The sequence below is a fragment of the Paenibacillus rhizoryzae genome (assembly GCF_059686995.1).
In genome coordinates, this window is sequence record NZ_JCAALT010000001.1 from 736,605 (window position 1) to 752,221 (window position 15,617).

Annotated in this window: 14 protein-coding genes; all 14 read left to right on the top strand. The window is 52.7% G+C overall.

Annotated elements, in window-relative coordinates; all coding sequences use genetic code 11:
- Nucleotides 1-30: 30 nt before the first annotated feature.
- The 14 genes from AC6ESO_RS03290 to AC6ESO_RS03355 all read left to right on the top strand — a co-directional run bounded on the left by AC6ESO_RS03290 (nt 31) and on the right by AC6ESO_RS03355 (nt 15,575).
- Nucleotides 31-1,839 carry an ABC transporter ATP-binding protein gene (locus AC6ESO_RS03290; RefSeq protein ID WP_497090123.1) on the top strand — a complete coding sequence of 603 codons (1,809 nt, stop codon included), beginning with the start codon at nt 31-33 and terminating at the stop codon, nt 1,837-1,839.
- Nucleotides 1,840-2,037: 198 nt separating this feature from the next.
- Nucleotides 2,038-2,310, top strand: coding sequence for a hypothetical protein (locus AC6ESO_RS03295; protein WP_210658353.1), 273 nt, complete (start codon nt 2,038-2,040; stop codon nt 2,308-2,310).
- A 323-nt stretch (nt 2,311-2,633) separates the two neighbouring features.
- A complete protein-coding gene (gene serS, locus AC6ESO_RS03300) occupies nt 2,634-3,911 on the top strand; it encodes a serine--tRNA ligase (protein ID WP_497090481.1) in 1,278 nt (425 codons plus the stop codon).
- 93 nt (nt 3,912-4,004) lie between these two features.
- A complete protein-coding gene (locus tag AC6ESO_RS03305) occupies nt 4,005-4,970 on the top strand; it encodes an AAA family ATPase (RefSeq protein ID WP_497090124.1) in 966 nt (321 codons plus the stop codon).
- Between the two features lie 28 nt (nt 4,971-4,998).
- Nucleotides 4,999-6,093, top strand: coding sequence for a DUF58 domain-containing protein (locus AC6ESO_RS03310; RefSeq protein ID WP_497090125.1), 1,095 nt, complete (start codon nt 4,999-5,001; stop codon nt 6,091-6,093).
- The gene (locus AC6ESO_RS03315) at nt 6,090-7,406 is read left to right on the top strand and encodes a DUF4129 domain-containing protein (RefSeq protein WP_497090126.1); all 1,317 of its coding nucleotides are present in this window, start codon (nt 6,090-6,092) and stop codon (nt 7,404-7,406) included. The genes AC6ESO_RS03310 and AC6ESO_RS03315 overlap by 4 nt, the downstream gene beginning before the upstream one ends.
- A 77-nt stretch (nt 7,407-7,483) precedes the next feature.
- Complete coding sequence (locus AC6ESO_RS03320; RefSeq protein WP_497090127.1) at nt 7,484-7,834, top strand: hypothetical protein; 351 nt, start codon at nt 7,484-7,486, stop codon at nt 7,832-7,834.
- A gap of 219 nt (nt 7,835-8,053) precedes the next feature.
- Nucleotides 8,054-9,052 carry an XdhC family protein gene (locus tag AC6ESO_RS03325; protein ID WP_497090482.1) on the top strand — a complete coding sequence of 333 codons (999 nt, stop codon included), beginning with the start codon at nt 8,054-8,056 and terminating at the stop codon, nt 9,050-9,052.
- The gene (locus AC6ESO_RS03330; RefSeq protein ID WP_497090128.1) at nt 9,049-9,687 is read left to right on the top strand and encodes a nucleotidyltransferase family protein; all 639 of its coding nucleotides are present in this window, start codon (nt 9,049-9,051) and stop codon (nt 9,685-9,687) included. Before AC6ESO_RS03325 ends, AC6ESO_RS03330 begins: the two co-directional genes overlap by 4 nt.
- Nucleotides 9,688-9,803: 116 nt before the next feature.
- Nucleotides 9,804-10,985 (top strand): BMP family ABC transporter substrate-binding protein, encoded by a 1,182-nt coding sequence (locus tag AC6ESO_RS03335; RefSeq protein ID WP_497090129.1) that lies wholly within the window; start codon nt 9,804-9,806, stop codon nt 10,983-10,985.
- A gap of 25 nt (nt 10,986-11,010) precedes the next feature.
- Nucleotides 11,011-12,558, top strand: a complete 1,548-nt coding sequence (locus AC6ESO_RS03340) for an ABC transporter ATP-binding protein (RefSeq protein WP_497090130.1) — start codon at nt 11,011-11,013, stop codon at nt 12,556-12,558.
- Nucleotides 12,555-13,667, top strand: a complete 1,113-nt coding sequence (locus tag AC6ESO_RS03345) for an ABC transporter permease (protein ID WP_497090131.1) — start codon at nt 12,555-12,557, stop codon at nt 13,665-13,667. Before AC6ESO_RS03340 ends, AC6ESO_RS03345 begins: the two co-directional genes overlap by 4 nt.
- 18 nt (nt 13,668-13,685) lie before the next feature.
- Nucleotides 13,686-14,615 carry an ABC transporter permease gene (locus tag AC6ESO_RS03350; protein ID WP_497090132.1) on the top strand — a complete coding sequence of 310 codons (930 nt, stop codon included), beginning with the start codon at nt 13,686-13,688 and terminating at the stop codon, nt 14,613-14,615.
- A 36-nt stretch (nt 14,616-14,651) separates the two neighbouring features.
- The gene (locus tag AC6ESO_RS03355) at nt 14,652-15,575 is read left to right on the top strand and encodes an FAD binding domain-containing protein (protein WP_497090133.1); all 924 of its coding nucleotides are present in this window, start codon (nt 14,652-14,654) and stop codon (nt 15,573-15,575) included.
- The last annotated feature ends 42 nt before the right edge of the window (nt 15,576-15,617 follow it).

The window sequence follows — 15,617 nt, forward strand, 5'->3', positions numbered from 1 at the left end:
TCATTAACGTCATAAAGGAGGGAAACCTCAATGAGTCAAGTCGAATGGGATTCGGGCGAAGATTTAGAAGAGAAGCCGTTTAACCGTGCGTACATGAAGCGATTGTTTCGCTATGTCCTCCCTTATCGCAAAGTCCTTGGCATCGTCCTCGTTATTGTCCTATTCAACATGGGTCTTAGTCTCGCGGAGCCGCTGCTGCTAAGGTATATCATTGACGAAGGGATCTTGAAGCAAGACTTCTTCGTCATTAATATGATTGGTTTTACCCTGCTGGGGATTAGAGCAGCAGGCTGGCTGTTTGGCTACCTGCACACCAGATTCATCAATTTTACCGGACAACGAATTTTGTTTGATCTGCGTCAGCAATTATTCAATCACTTGCAATCCTTATCATTCCGCTTCTTCGATGGCAGACCCGCCGGTAAGATCATGTCCCGCATCACGAACGACACGAACGCGATTGGCGAGCTCATCAACGGTGGATTAATTACGCTGGTGATGGAGTTTACGCATCTGATCGGCATCGTCGTCATACTGCTCTGGATGGATTGGAAGCTGGCCTTGTTATCCTTCATTACACTGCCGCTCCTTTACTTGGTTGTTGGCAAAATGCAATCCAAAATCGAAGGCTCTTGGTCGCGTTCCCGTAAAACGATGTCCGCAATCAACGGCAATTTGAATGAGACGCTGCAAGGCATTCGCGTCATTCAAGCGTTCTCTCGTCAATCCGAGAACAACAAGCGGTTCGAGAAGCTGAATACGCGCAACAAGAATGCGTTCATGCGGGCTGTGACGCTGGAATCGATCGTTTTCCCATCCGTTGAGATGATCGGGATGATCGGCACCTGCATTGTGCTGTGGTTCGGCGCGCAAGCTGTAATGGATAACGAATTAACGCTGGGCTTCATTATGGCGTTTATCAATTACCTGTGGCGTTTCTGGGGACCGCTCAGCGCGCTCTCCAAAGTGTATAGCCAGGTACTATCCGCAATGGCTTCGGCTGAACGGATTTTCGAAATTCTGGACTCTGAGCCGGAAGTGAAGGATCGTTCGAATGCGAAGCCGATGAAGACGATCCAAGGCGAGGTTGTATTCGAGAATGTAGCGTTCCGCTATGAAGCGGATAAACCGGATGTGCTGAAGGATATCAATCTTCATATTAAACCTGGGCAGCGTGTTGCGCTTGTGGGTCCCACCGGTGCAGGAAAGAGTACGATCGTCAATCTGCTCATGCGTTTCTATGATACAACCGGAGGCCGTATTCTGATCGATGGCCAGGAAGTGAAGGATGTTACGCTGGAGTCGCTAAGACGTCAGATGGGGATCGTGCTGCAAGATTCGTTTATCTTCTCCGGTACAATAGAAGAGAACCTGCGCTACGGCAACGAGGATGCATCCGATGAGGCGCTGCGCCGCGCTGCGGAGAATGTGCGCATCGACAAGTTTGTCTCCCAATATGCGGACGGTTATCAGACCCAGGTGGAGGAACGTGGTTCGAAGCTGTCCGTCGGCCAGCGCCAGCTGCTTGCCTTCGGGCGGGTGCTGCTCTCTGATCCGCGCATTCTGATTCTGGATGAGGCTACATCTAGCGTAGATACAGAAACGGAGCAGCACATTCAAGCCGCGCTGCACACGATGCTCGAAGGCCGTACAGCCTTTATTATTGCGCATAGGCTCTCCACGATCCGCGATGCCGATATCATTCTCGTCGTTAAAGACGGCCGCATTTCCGAGCAAGGCTCACATGATGATCTAATGAAGCAAAATGGTCTCTACAAGAAGCTTTATATGACGCAATTCGAGATGCAGCAGTCGCTTGCGATGCAAACGGGTGCTTAAGATTCGCTTGGACAGCAGCTCCTGACTCGGGGGCTGCTCTTTATTTGTTGCTAGATAGGCTCTTAATCGCGAGATTGGACAGATGTTCACGTTTCGAGCCGTTCCCGCATGGGTAAACTATATAAATGAATTGACATTCGACCGCAAATTTAATAAGCTTACAAGGAATTTTCAAATCTACAAAACAGGAGATTGATTATGAAATTCAATATGAAAATTAAAGATTTTGCAGCTGCAGACATTAATGTAGCAGATGGACTATATCATTTTGTCGTTACAATGTCCGATAACACCCAATGCCGACTGATCTTCACGAAGAAGCCGGATTGGAAATTGATTGGTGTTAACCGTCTTCTTACGGTTCCTTGCCCAATCTGCAGAAGAGATTACTATTGCAACTGCATGACCAAGTATGTAGAAGCATTTGAGCGCGAAGTGCTCGACAAAGAGCTTATTTCTTCCGTTCTGTAATTTTTCAAGCCGTCATTCATGACTGCCCCTTGCATCGCGAGTATCGCTCTGCTATACTAACGAGCAATAAGCACACAGGCCGATGATGAGCATCCAACTCGGAGGCGTTGCGTACAGAGTTTGACGGCAATTCGGTTGCCGTTCCAGGCTCTCCAAGCATTCCGGTACCGCACCGTTATCGGCGGATCTGAGAGAGTCGATCATGCGATTGGCTAATTTGGGTGGCACCGCGAGCGCGTTCTTCGTCCCATTGTTATGGGACAAAAGGAACGCGTATTTTTGTTTGTCTCCATCGACTAAACAAAACAAAGGGAGTGCTAACCATATTAAACATCACGACGATCAGACAGCAAGCGAAGGAATATCAACAAGCCGCAGATTGGAAAAAGATATGGATATCGATCGAAGAGCTCCTAGTGGTCGATGACCGCAGGCGAGAGCTGCTTCAAATAACGGAAACGCTTCGTGCGGAGAGAAACAGACGCTCGAAGGCGATTGAGCAGTTGATGCTCGAAGGCCGTAAGGAAGAAGCGGCGCCGTTGAAACGGGAAACGACGGAGCTGCTGCAGCAGCTTAAGCAAACGGAGGCGCAGTATCGGCAGACTATGTTCCGCTACGAGGATCTGATGCTGCGCGTCCCTAATTTGACTTCGGCGGATACTCCGCTTGGAGCCAGCGACGAGGACAATGTTGAGCTTCGCAGAGTCGGGGACATTCCCGACTTTGCGACTTTCCTGCCACAAAGCCATGTGGAAATCGGACAGCGGCTGGGAATGGTGGATTTTGCGCGCGGGGTTAAGATTGGCGGGACGCGGCAATATGTGCTGGCCAATTACGGACTTCAGCTGCACCGAGCCGTTCAGCAGCTCGCGCTCGACATGCTGATGGATAAAGGCTTCGACCTGATGGATGTGCCCGCTATGGTGAAAGAGGAAACGCTTGTTTCGTCGGGGTATTTTCCGGCCAATCGCGACCAGACGTTCGGCATTCAAGGGGAGGATAAGTGGCTGATCGGGACGTCGGAGGTGCCGCTTATCTCGTTGTATAGCGGGGAGCTTCTAGATCTCGCGACTCCGAAACGGCTTGGCGCTGTTAGCCCATGTTATCGCAGCGAGGTTGGATCGGCGGGTCGCGACGTGCAAGGGCTATATAGGGTTCGTCAGTTTGCGAAAGTGGAGCAGGTCGTCTTGTGTGCTGCCGATCTTCCGCTGGCGTTATCGCTGCTGGAGCAAATGACAGCGACGAGTGAAGAGCTGCTGCAGCTTCTCGAGCTGCCGTACAGAGTGGTTGCGGTGTGCGCCGGCGATATGTCGCAGAAGAATTATAAGCAGTACGATATCGAGACTTGGATGCCGAGCCGCGGCAGCTATGGAGAGACGCATTCGGCTTCGCTGCTGCTTGATTTTCAAGCCAGACGCTCGAATATTCGCTATATGGATGAGAACGGCAAACCGCAATATGCCTACACGCTTAATAATACGATGGTCGCCACGCCGCGAATTCTGATACCGCTTCTGGAGAACCATCAGCGCGAGGATGGTTCGATCTATATCCCGCCGGCACTTCGTCCTTATATGAGGGGACTTTCGGAGCTTCGCTAACGGTCTTCAATCGGGTCTAGCCTCTCTACTAGAATGGGGGTATACTTGAGAGGATGTACTTCCATTCGCTGGAAAACGAGAGGAGCAGGCAGGATGAGTTTAAGTAAAATCAGTCAAACGGCAGATCGAATTCGTTCCAATGTCAGTAAAGTCATCGTAGGGAAAGAAGATATCGTCGACAAATTAATTATCGCTATTCTAACGTCCGGCCATGTGCTGCTGGAGGATGTACCGGGGACTGGGAAGACGCTGCTCGCCAAAGCACTTGCCAAGTCGATTGACGGCGCGTTCAAACGGATTCAATTTACGCCGGATTTGCTCCCGTCCGACCTGACGGGCATACACTTCTATAATCAGAAGGCCGGCGAATTTGAATTTCGGCCGGGTCCGCTGTTCGCGAACATCGTGCTGGCAGATGAGATCAACCGCGCAACTCCGCGGACGCAGTCCAGCTTATTGGAGTGTATGGAGGAGCGACAAGTAAGTATCGATGGCACGACCCATGCGCTTGGTCGTCCGTTTCTCGTTATTGCGACGCAGAATCCGATCGAGCAGCAGGGGACGTTCCCGCTGCCGGAGGCGCAGCTTGACCGCTTCCTGTTCAAAATCAAGATGGGCTATCCGACTACGGAGGAAGGCATTTCCATCATGAAGCGGTTTATGGCGGACAGCCCGCTGGAGCAGTTGGAGCCGGTTATCGGAGCGGACGAAATAGAAGCCGCCAAACAGCTGTACACGAGCATTCAAGTGAGCGAGGACCTGCTGGGCTATATGCTTGCGATCGTGGAAGCGACCCGCGTACATCCGGATGCGGCGCTCGGCGCAAGTCCGCGAAGCAGCCAGGCGCTGCTGCGTGCCTGCCAGGCGCATGCGGCAATCAAGGGCAGGGACTATGTCCTGCCGGATGATGTTAAGGCTATGGCGGTGCCGGTGCTCGCTCACCGTATCGCGCTGAGAAGCGTACAGCGGATGCGTCCTGAAGCCGCGGAGCAGGTCATCAGAAGCATTCTTGGATCTGTCTCGGTGCCAGCGGATTCGCCGCTTGTCGGCCGGACTTAAGGAAGCCGGCCGTGGAGGGAGATGAAGCATGGGCATTCATTGGTATATTCTAAGCGCGCTCTTCGTCATCGTGGTGCAGCGGTATATTTTCCGCTACTTCGGGATGAAAGGCGTGACGTACTCGCGGACGTTCAATGTGGCGACCTGCTTTGAGGGCGACCGCATTGAGATGGTGGAGCGGTTAGTGAACCGTAAATTAGTGCCTGTGCCGTGGCTTCGTGTCGAATCGTTGCTGCACACCGGATTGAAATTCGAAAGCGATTCCAATTTCGCGGTAAGCCACGGACAATTTTATCAAAATCATCGCAGCCTATTCAGCCTTATGGGCAATAAACAATTGAAGCGCCGCCACACGGTTCTGGCAGCTTCGAGGGGCTGTTACCGGCTCACCAGCGCTTCGCTGACGTTTGGCGATCTGTTCGGGATGTTCAGCTCATGGCGGTCCGTACCGCTTGAAGTGGAGCTGCTCGTGTACCCGCAGCCTGCTGATCGTTCGCTAATTCAGCTTCCTTCACGGAGCTGGCAGGGCGATATCGCGGTGCGCAGATGGATCGTGGAAGATCCCTTCTACATTAGCGGCGTTCGGGAGTACCGTCCGGGCGATTCTTTCAAAATGATCAATTGGAGCGCCACCGCGCGCACAGGCTCGATGCAGGTCCACCGTCGCGACTACACGGCAGATTACCGGCTTATCGTCTTGCTGAACGTTGAGGATCATGCCGGGATGTGGGAAGCAGTCAACAATCCGGCTCTCATAGAAGAAGGCATCCGTTATGCGGCTGCGATTCTGCAATATGCGACCGAGCAAGGCGTTGAAACGGCCTTCGCGAGCAACGGCCATGAGCTGGACCATCCGGAAACGGTCATGAAGGTGGAACGAGGAAGCGGAAGCGAGCATTTGACGCATTTGTACGGTCAGCTCGCGAAGCTTGTTATTGTGCGTACGCAGCCTTTCGATGCGATGGTGGAGCAGCTCAGCTCCCAGTGGGAGGAACGCTGCGATGTCGTCATCATCTCGGCCTTCATGAGTGATCCCATCGAGCGGGAAATGGCAAAGCTTCGCAGTGACGGCCATTCGGTAGATTGGCTGCCGATTGCGGGAGTGGAGGTCGCTGCCGGATGAGTGCCCAGCATGCAAAAGGAAACGTGCTTCAGCCTATTTTCTCGCTAATCGTATCGGGTTTGATCGAATTGTTGCTGCTTATGCCGATCTATCTTGCTATTTATGTATGGAAACCGAAATTTGAATTGCCGTTGCCTGAGATGATGCTTCTGCTGCTTGCAGGCTATATGGCCGGATGCGGGCTTAACTTGCTGGTGAAGTTTGCGCATTCGTTTGGCAGAGGCGTCCTGGCTGTGATTCTATCGGCCGCAAGCTGCTTTCTATTGTTTGGTTTGACGGTAGATGCAATTGTTCCGTTCCTTTATTTGACGGCTGCCCTGTTTCGGGGTTCGAGTTACCCGGTGACACACCCGTTATTGCGTCACCTGCCGCGAACCTATGTGATGGGGACATCGTTTTATTTTGCCGGATCAGTCGTGTATCAATTTAAGGATGGCTTCAGCACGTATCACACCTTTTATCTGATTGCAGGCTTGCTTACGCTTGGCCTGACGCTGTATCAGACGAATCGCAGTACGGTTAGCCGAGAGACGCTCTCCGGAGATGCGAAACCGATCGTAGACTATACCGTGCGCAGACATAATCGGCTCTTCGTCGGCGTTGCTGCAGCGGTATCCGTTCTCATTGTGCTCAGTTACCAGCTGCAGGCGATGTTTGGGGCTCTCGGCCGAGAAGTCAAGGATCTTCTGGGGGGGCTATTAAGCGGAAGCGGGGACAAATCAGCCGCGCCGCCAACCGGGGCCGAGACGCAGCAAATGCCCGAAATGCCGCCGATCGATGGTGCGTCGAAGGGACTGCCGCTATGGGTAGAGATCATCCTGTACGGCATCGCGGCTATCATGCTTGGATTTGTACTCTGGCTCGTGCTTCGCAAGCTGAAGGAGCTGCCGGAGTGGTTGAAACAACTCCGTAATAAACTCGCCCAGCTGTTCCGCAGGGATGCGGCCCGGACGACAAGCGGGTATGTCGATGAAGTGGAACGGATTCGCAGCACCGGCAATCGGTTCACTTCATGGCGCAACCGTTCCAAAGAGCAGAAGCTCAAGTGGAAGGATCTTGCGGATAATGAAGCGCGCGTTAGGTACTTGTATCGCCGCTGGGTGGGCAGTTTCGTGAAGAAGGGGTATTCGTTTAAGCCGCATTTGACGCCGAATGAAATTGGTTCGGATGTGCAGTCGCTCAGCAGGATAAATGGCGCTGTTGAAACAAATCCGCTCCTTGCTGCTTACCAGCGCGTGCGTTATGGAAAACAACCGATTTCGGATGAATTGCTGGAGGAGCTTGTCCGCCGTGATGGAGGGCTAAAGCGCTGATTGGTACGAAATGACATAATCATCCTCTTGAAGGGGCAATCTAATGCGGAATAAGGATACCGCACAGGAGGCTCACTATGGAGATGCAAGGTCAATCGAACATAAACAGTCAACAGCTGAGTTATGAGCAGTTCCAAGAACAGATCAAGCAAAGACAGCAGCAAGAGCAGCTTCAGGCCCAGCAGGCGCTTCGCAATGCTGGCTTGGACCCTAAATCACAGCAGGTTCAGCAGGTTGTTCAGGAGCTGTACAACATTGAGCGCGAGCTGAAGCTTGCCGAGAATCAGCTGCAAATGCAAATGGATGCGCAGAAGCGTCAAATTCAGCTCATTCAACAGAAGATCCAGCAAGCCATGGCACAAGTGAAGAGTTCGCTTGGCTCGCAGTCGAACCAAGCCGGCTCTCAACCGAACCCCTATATGCAATAAGATTCGCGGATTAAGTTCAATAAAACCTTCTCACTGCAACGTCTGGGACGTGCAGCGAGGAGGTTTTTTTTGCATACAATATGTAAATTAACATTACATTATTCTCTTGAATATTTTCATAGAGCATCCTATTATGTTATATAACATGACATATATGGCTAGTTGATGTTTTCCTTTATGATACCTGTATGTGAGATCTAGGAGGTGGCGGCGGTGGATATGGCTCCGATATTGGTCGAACTGGCAGATAAACGAAGCGAAGAAGCGGCTGTTCTGGCCACGATTATTCGTGTAAGCGGTCACTCCTATCGCAAAGAAGGGGCGGCTATGCTGTTTTTTGCTAACGGCAGGAGGGTTGGGAGTTTAAGTCCCGGCTGCTTGGAAGAGGATCTGGATGCGAGAGTGGAAGAAGTGCTGAGGAGCGGAAATCCTGTCTTAGTGAGCTACAACCTCATGTCCGAGGCGGACGTGATTTGGGGCGAAGCAGTCGGCTGCGGTGGTGAGATAACCGTACTTATGGAGGCTGTGCGAGATGGATTGCGGCGATTGCTCCAAGAAGCGGATTGGCGCATGCAAATCGGGCAAACGATTGCACTCAGCAGACGGTGGGATGGCGCACGAATCGAGTATACGCTCGTTGATGAAGGTGGCGCGTGTATTGGCAGTAATGTTGTGATCGCTTCTATCGAATTAGATACTTGGCAGCGAGGAGGCAGTCTTGTCTGTGTTTGGTCGCCGAAGCCGAGGTTAATTCTTTTCGGGGATGGCCAAGATGCTGCTGCTATAGCAAAGGTAGCTATAGATATTGGGTTTCGCATCGTAATTGCTGATTGGCGAGAACGGGGGCGTAACGCCAGCTATTGCGCTAACGTAACGGTTGTCATCGGGACTCCTAGCGAGTTAATGGATAAGCTTAATCTCGGAAGCGAGGACTATCTGATCCTGTGCAGCCATCAATTGCGGCAAGATCGCGAAATGCTTAGTCAGGCGATTCCTTTAGGGCTGCGATATATTGGACTGTTAGGCTCGAGATCAAGGGCGGCGCGTTTACTTGAAGGGTTGGAGCATTCTGCAAATGTGTTTGCTCCTATGGGGCTGCCGATCCGTGCAGAAGGGCCGCAGGAAATTGCAATCAGCGTAGCGGCGCAGTTGATTTCAGTGCGTGCTTCGGCGCTGCTTGCCGGGCAAACCAAAACTGAGGGGGCGAAACTGGGATGAAAATTGGCAGTATCTATCTCGCTGCAGGTTCGAGCAAACGGATGGGGGAGGCAAAGCTGTCTCTTGAATTGGCCCCGGGTATCACGATGGGTAGTCGTGGATTACAGGAATTACGCAGCTGCGGATTTCACCCGTTGACTGTAGTTGTGCGGCCGGATGATCCTCTTCTTTGGCTATATGATCGGAAAGAACGGCTTGGTGTATTGCCTAAATATCGGATTACACCATGTAAAGAAGCGCATGGCGGGATGTCGTACTCCATTCGCAGCGGCATTCAAGCGCTGTTGCCGGAAAATCCGGATGCCGTGTTAATTGCGCTAGCAGATCAACCGTTTGTATCCGCAACGCTGCTTAGGCGTTTGGTATCGGTGTTTCAAGAGGATCCGACTGTCGATTATGTGGCCAGTGGATACGGGGACATTGCAGGTCCGCCGGTAATTTTCAACAAGTCCATGTTCCCGCTGCTGAGTGAACTTGAAGGGGATGCCGGAGCGAGGAAGCTGCTGAAATCGCCTGATTATCGGGGGAAAGTTGTTCGCTATGCCGCGGAATGGGCGTTCATCGATATTGACACCAAAGATCAGCTGGAGAAAGCGAGGCTGATATGGTCGCGGATGCAATGGAATGCGAAGTAACATACGAGTGATGTTAATGTAATATAAGTTGACGTATTCATGACGTGGACTTATAGTGGAATTACGTCCCAGGCAGAACCTGGGATGAATATAGATAAGGTTTGGGGAGGAACGGTATGAAACTTCGTAACCGGGCAATGACGTTTGGTTTGACTGCCATTCTCGCTTTTGTCATGGTGCTGGCTGGCTGCAGCAGCAAGAACGACGAAGATAAGACATCAACCTCTACTAACACGGCTAAGGCAGAAGATTCGAATGCAAGCACGGCGACAAACACAGACACGGCCGCCACGGAAACAGAAACGAAAACACCTCGTGTCGCGTTTGTTTACATCGGACCGCCGGGCGATGGCGGCTGGACGTATCAGCATGATCAAGGGCGTAAGTATATGGAAGAACAGACGGGCATCAAAGCCGACACGGTAGAAAACGTACCGGAGAGTGCGGATGCGGAGCGAATCATTACAGAGCTGGCGCAGAACCACGATATTATTTTCACAACAAGCTTCGGTTATATGGATTACACCTTGAACGTGGCGAAGAAATTCCCGAAGGTCATCTTCGAACATACGGCTGGCTACAAAACAGCTGACAACATGGGTACTTATTTCGGTAAAAATTTCGAAGCCAGTTACTTAGCCGGCATTGCGGCAGGAAAGGTAACGAAGAAGAATCATCTCGGATATGTAGGCGCTTTTCCGATTCCGGAAGTTATTTATAATATCAACGCGTTTGCATTAGGAGCTCAAAGCGTGAATCCGGAAATTAAGGTTGATGTCGTATGGTCTAACACTTGGTTTGACCCGAATACGGAGCGCCAGGCGGCCATCAGTCTGCTGGATAAAGGTGCGGACGTGTTGATGGCTTATCAAGATTCGCCTGCTACCGTTCAAGCGGCGGCCGAACGCGGTGCGTTCGCAGGCGGCAACGACTCGGATATGAGCCAATATGCGCCGGATGCGTATTTGACCAACCCCGTTTGGAATTGGGGACCGTATTACACCAGCATCGTGAAAGCCGTGCAGGACGGAACGTGGAAGAACGAACAATTTATGGGTTCGATGGCAGACGGGATGGTCGATCTTGCGCCGCTGGGGGCGAAGATTCCTGAAGACGTAAAGAAGCAAGTGGAGGATGCGAAAGCGAAGGTATTGGACGGCTCGCTGCAAGTGTTTACCGGTCCGATTGCGGATGCAAGCGGAGCAGAGAAAGTGAAAGCCGGTGAAACCATGAGCATGGATGCTGTTCTCAAAATGGATTGGTTCGTCAAAGGGGTCGTCGGCACGATTCCGAAGTAATTCAATCGTCGGGAGGCGTTTCGTCATGCAGGGAAGCTTCTCTGTTGAAATGCGAGGCATTGTGAAGCGCTTCGGAAGCGTGATCGCTAACGACGAAGTGGACTTTCGAGCAAGAGCAGGTGAAATTCACGCGCTTCTCGGTGAGAACGGGGCAGGCAAAAGCACCTTGATGTGTATGCTCTCAGGTGTGTACCAGCCGACTGGCGGCGCCATCTACCTCCGCGGCGAGCAGGTGAGAATTCGTTCGCCGAAGGATGCGATGAAGCAGGGCATCGGAATGGTTTTTCAGAACTTCAGACTCGTTCCTACGCTTACTGCCGCGGAGAATATTATACTCGGCGAGCAAACTTCCATCTGGCGAGGTGTCGGCTGGATGAAGAGAAAGCAGGAAGAAATCGAGGCCATTGCGGCGAGATTCGGTCTTGCGATTCATGTTGATCGTCCGATCTGGCAGCTCTCCGTTGGCGAGCAGCAGCGCGTAGAAATTATGAAAACCTTGTACCGGGGAGCGGATATCATCGTCTTGGACGAACCGACCTCCGTGCTCACACCGGGTGAGGTGGAACTTCTCTTTCAGACGCTGGAGGCGATGAAGAAGGAAGGCAAAACCGTCATTATGACCACGCATAAGCTCGGTGAAGTGATGCAAGCCTCGGATCGAATCTCTGTCATGCGTAAAGGCAAGATGATCGTAACAATGGAAACAACCGATACGAATGAACGGGATTTAGCGAAGCTGATGGTTGGAAAGGCGATCATCGACATGCCGCATACCGCAAACGGGCATCTGCGCGGGGAGCTGCTGCTCTCCGCGCAAGAGCTTGAAGTGATGGCTGATCATGGCCGGACGGCGTGCAAGGGTCTCTCGCTTCATGTACACGAAGGGGAAATCGTCGGCATCGCCGGTGTGGCAGGCAATGGACAGAAGGAACTGGCGGAAGTGCTGACTGGACTTCGCTCGATAAGCCGAGGAGCCATCCGTTTTGCAGGCAAGGATATGCGTTCTGCTTCAGTTAGAGACTTCATCGAGGCCGGGATTGCACATATTCCCGAGAACAGGATGCGCAGCGGATTGGCCGGAAGCTTGGGATCAACGGATAATCTGTTGCTGAAGTCCTATCGTTCCGGTGAACGGACGAGAATAGGATTTCTTCGGATCAAACGCAATTTGGCTTGGTCACAGCAGCTTATTGCGCAATTCGATGTAAGAACGCCTGATGTCGGCACGCCTGTAGGTCAGCTCTCCGGCGGCAATCAGCAGAAGTTGGTATTCGCGCGTGAAATCCATCAGTCCCCGAAACTGATGATTGCGGTGCATCCGACGCAGGGCTTGGATGTTGGAGCTGCAAACAGTGTGCACCAGCTGCTGTTTCGGCTTCGCAATTCAGGTGGAAGTGTCCTTCTCATCTCCGAGGATCTCGATGAGGTGCTTCGTCTATCTGACCGTATTCTGGTCATAAGCCGAGGGTCGATTGTTGGGGAGATGAAGCGGGAGGAAGCTACGCGAGAGCAAATCGGTCTCTACATGGCAGGGGTCCGAGATGAGAGCGGTGAAGGGGAGGAAGTGATATGAACGACCAACCCGTTGTCAGTCATTCACTGCCGCAGCAGGTTGAAACAAAGCGCCGGTTCCCTCTCCGGCTAGTAGTGGAACCTGGAGATTCCGTTCGAAATCCTTGGTGGGTCGTCGTTGTTTCCATTGTTCTGGCGCTTATCGTGTGCGGCGTCTTCATTGCCATGAATGGGATGAACCCGCTCATCGTATATAAGAAGATGGTGACCGGCGCGTTCGGCAGCTCGTACGGCCTGTCAGAAACGCTCGTTAAAGCCATACCGCTCCTCTTATGCGGGATCGGCGTTTCCATAGCCTACCGAATTTCGTTCTGGAATATTGGAGCGGAAGGGCAATTTGCCGCAGGGGCAATTGCAGCGACCGCGGTTACGGTTTATTTTCCGACATTGCCGATTTACTTCTCCATTCCGCTTATGGCCTTGTTCGGCATCCTGGCAGGTGGAATATGGGGGTTGCTTACGGCTTTACCTCGCATTTATTTTCGAGTTAACGAACTGATTACCTCACTAATGCTGAATTACGTCGCGCTGCTGGCGCTCGATTACGTGGTCTTCGGACCTTGGCGTGACCCGGAGGGCTTTAACTTTCCTGGTACACCCATGTTCACCGCTGCGCAATCACTACCCGTGCTCGGAAGTACGCGACTCCATGCCGGCCTCATTATTGGACTCGTCGCAGCTGCGCTATATGCCATTACGATTCGTTATACGAAATGGGGGTATGAGCTTCGACTGATCGGAGCGAACCCGGAAGCAGCAAGGCATGCGGGCATTCCGCTGAGTAAGCATATCCTGCTTGTCATGCTGATCAGCGGCGGCTTAGCGGGCATTGCCGGGATGAGCGAGGTGTCGGGCGTTACGCATCGGTTGATGTACGGGATCTCACCGGGTTATGGGTATACGGCGATTATCGTCGCTTGGCTTGCTAAGCTGAACCCGCTCGGCTTGATTGTCTCTTCCGTCTTGTTCGGCGGGCTGATCGTCGGCGGCTACAGTGTTCAAACGATCGGTTTGCCGTCATCGATCTCGAATATGCTGCAAGGCGCAATTCTATTCTTCCTCATTGCCGGGGGCTTCATTGGCCGCTTACGACTGCGCCGAAACGTGTAACGGAGGAGTGTCGAGCTTATGGAAACGATGATTCAGCTGATACAGGTCGCCATCTCTTCCGGTACGCCGCTATTGATCGCAGCGCTTGGAGGGATTCTCATTGAACGCTCCGGCATCATTCAGCTTGGGGCGGAAGGATTGATGCTGCTCGGCGCTGTGATGGCGGGGTTGACCTATTTGCATACCGAAAATCTCACACTCACCTTGCTCGCCGTCATCGGGATAAGCGCTGTTCTTGGTTTGCTGCATGCGGCGTTTACGATTTCGCTGCGGACGAACCAAATTGTGACCGGACTTGCGCTGACGCTGTTCGGCTCAGGTCTGAGCGCTTATCTGGGGAAAAGCATCAGCGGCACTCCCATCGCGCATGCCGTCCCCATGATACGATTGCCTTGGCTTGCGCAAGTGCCGGTGGTCGGTGATGTTTTTGCCCGCTTGGACTTGTTTACTTGGCTTAGTTTCCTGCTTGTGATCACGATGCATGTGTTCATCTATCGCACCTCTTGGGGCTTGCATTTACGCGCGATGGGCGACAGTCCGGCGACAGCGGATGTGATGGGAATCCGTGTATATGCGTTCCGTTATGGCTGCGTCATTGCGGGTTCGATGCTGATCGGGATCGCCGGCGCCGATCTGCTGCTCGTGTATACGCCAACTTGGACGGAGGGGATGACGGCAGGACGAGGCTGGATCGCCGTTGCTCTCATTATTTTTGCCAGATGGAACCCCATTCGTGCGTTATTCTGCGCGTATTTCTTCGGTTTGCTAAGTACAATCGGCTTCAGGCTGCAGCTCATTGGCGTTGAAATCCCCTCTTATTTTCTGAAAATGATCCCGTACCTCGTCACCATTCTCGTACTCATGGCTTTAGGCTGGCGTAACCGCAACAAACCGTCCGGCGCACCTGAAGCGCTCGGCATGCCTTATTATCGGGAACAACGATTCTGATCCGTTTGTTCGTTTGGGTAAGGAGGTGATCGAACGATGAGCATTACAGGCAATGACAAGGAGAACTTCCATGACAATCCTTCGGTCTGGCATCCGCTGGACGCGGCGGAAGCCTGGCGATTGAAGCAGAGCTTCGGCGATGAAGCGGCGTTTATATCCGGCGGCACTTGGCTCTCCGCGCAATGGGAGAACGGTGCGCCTAAACCGCGGCATCTCATCGATCTAAGCTGCATCCCAGGCATGAAAGGGATCGCCTTCAGCTCGAAGGAAACGACAATCGGCGCGCTAACTACCTTAACGACGCTTCGGCGCGACCCGTTCTTAGGTGAGCATTACAAGAGCATCGTAGATGCCGTGACCACGATCGCCGCGCCTTCTATTCGCAATGCTGCAACCATCGGGGGAAACATCGCTTGCCAAACCGGCGATATCCTGCCTGCCCTGATCGTAAGCGATGCTGAGCTGCTCTGGCATGATGGACGAAGCATACAGCGTGAACTGCTGGTCCGGTGGCTCGAGGGGTTGGGTGAGGCGTCGGCGCCGCAGGGACGGCTGTTGACGCAGTTAAAGCTGCAGCTGCCGGAAGCGAACCCGCATGTGAGGAGATTGGAAGTCTATCAGAAGATTGGCAGACGCGAGGCTTTTACGCCATCTGTCGTGACTGTCGCTTATTCTTGCGACATCGCTAGACCGAGCAGTGAAATCGTCCGCATCCGGATGGCTGTAGGCGGGGGGCAGATGGTTCCACATCGGCTATACGACGCTGAGAAGCTGCTGCAAAATTCCGTCATGAGCTCCGAGCTGATGGAGAAGCTGTATGAGCAGGTTTTGCTGGAGGCGCGGCCGAAGGGAGATGCATTTGTTTCGGCGACGTATCGCAAACGAACGGCTGCCGGGCTGATTTCGGCATTGTTGTGGCAGCAATGGCAGAACAGCGCGATGACTACTTCGGGCGAATAATGCAACACAACACATAGCTAGCTAGCTAGCGATACGGGAGGG